The organism is Streptomyces sp. NPDC047453 (assembly GCF_040643155.1).
Taxonomy (GTDB): domain Bacteria; phylum Actinomycetota; class Actinomycetes; order Streptomycetales; family Streptomycetaceae; genus Streptomyces.
Genome location: NZ_JBEYTS010000195.1, coordinates 1 through 1,014, shown reverse-complemented (window position 1 = coordinate 1,014; position 1,014 = coordinate 1). Strand labels below are relative to the sequence as shown.

The 1,014-nt window shown below is 69.8% G+C and carries 2 protein-coding genes; both read right to left on the bottom strand.

Annotation, left to right across the window (positions count from 1 at the left end; all coding sequences use genetic code 11):
- Window positions 1-9 precede the first annotated feature (9 nt).
- Window positions 10-405 carry a DUF2267 domain-containing protein gene (locus tag ABZ818_RS42910; RefSeq protein WP_361427815.1) on the bottom strand — a complete coding sequence of 132 codons (396 nt, stop codon included), beginning with the start codon at window positions 403-405 and terminating at the stop codon, window positions 10-12.
- Window positions 406-505: 100 nt separating this feature from the next.
- Window positions 506-937 carry an Hsp20/alpha crystallin family protein gene (locus ABZ818_RS42905; RefSeq protein ID WP_361427813.1) on the bottom strand — a complete coding sequence of 144 codons (432 nt, stop codon included), beginning with the start codon at window positions 935-937 and terminating at the stop codon, window positions 506-508.
- Window positions 938-1,014: the final 77 nt, after the last annotated feature.

The window sequence follows — 1,014 nt, the reverse complement described above, 5'->3', positions numbered from 1 at the left end:
GCGGGATGGTCAGGTGGGCTGGGGGTGGCCGAAGAGCAGGTCGTAGCCGGCCGGGAGCTGGAGCAGGATCTGGCCCAGCAGGTCCTCGCCGGCGGCGTCGGCAACGGTGGACAGCACGGCGCTGACGTCCCAGGCCGCGGTCTGCTCGGTGGCGCCCTCGATCCACGCGGCGGTTGCGCGGACGAACCGCTCCGGGGGCAGCGGCTCGGCGCTCTGCAGCGGGTTGAGCAGGATCAGGGCGAACGCCTCAGGCAGGCGCGCCGCCAGCTGGGCGCGGACGTCGCCGACCAGGTGTGCGCCGAGGAGGGCGAGCACCACTCGGGCCGCGCGCTCGGCTTCCTCCGGAGTGTCGTACTGGCCGCGTTCGGTCACGTGGCCGAGGAACGCTTCGCGTCGCAGAGTCATCTCAGCTGCCCCTCTTCTTCTTCGGCCTGCCCGAGAGGGATGCGGAGGGCGGAGTGAGGGGGAGATTAGGTGCCCGCCCTCCGCACCCGTCCGGCCGGTGTCAGCCGGAGATCTCCTTGCGGCCGGAGCCGACGCCGATGGTGATCTTGCGGGGCTTGGCGCGCTCGGCGATCGGGATGCGCAGGGTGAGCACGCCTGCGTCGTAGTCGGCCTGGATGTGCTCGGTGTCGAGGGTGTCGGCGAGCACGATCTGGCGGGAGAAGACGCCCAGCGGCCGCTCGGACAGCTCCATCTGTACGTCGTCGGCCTTCGCCACAGGCCGGCGCTCGGCCTTGACGGTGAGCATGTTCCGCTCGACGTCGATGTCGATCGCGTCCGCGGGGACGCCGGGCAGGTCGAAGGCCACCACGTAATCGTCGCCCTCGCGGTAGGCGTCCATCGGCATCGCCGACGGGCGGGACCAGGTACCCGGGCCCATCAGCTGCTGCGCCAGCCGGTCCAGCTCACGGAAAGGGTCAGTGCGCATCAACATCGTGAAAACACCTCCAGCAGGTTCAGGCAGTTGCTGCCAATGCGCCTCACTGGCACCGTTGTAACATGTCATCCAAT

Excerpts from the sequence above, each read along its gene's own strand:
- ABZ818_RS42910 (WP_361427815.1), bottom strand. The coding sequence starts at position 405 with ATGACTCTGCGACGCGAAGCGTTCCTCGGCCACGTGACCGAACGCGGC.
- ABZ818_RS42905 (WP_361427813.1), bottom strand. The coding sequence starts at position 937 with ATGTTGATGCGCACTGACCCTTTCCGTGAGCTGGACCGGCTGGCGCAG.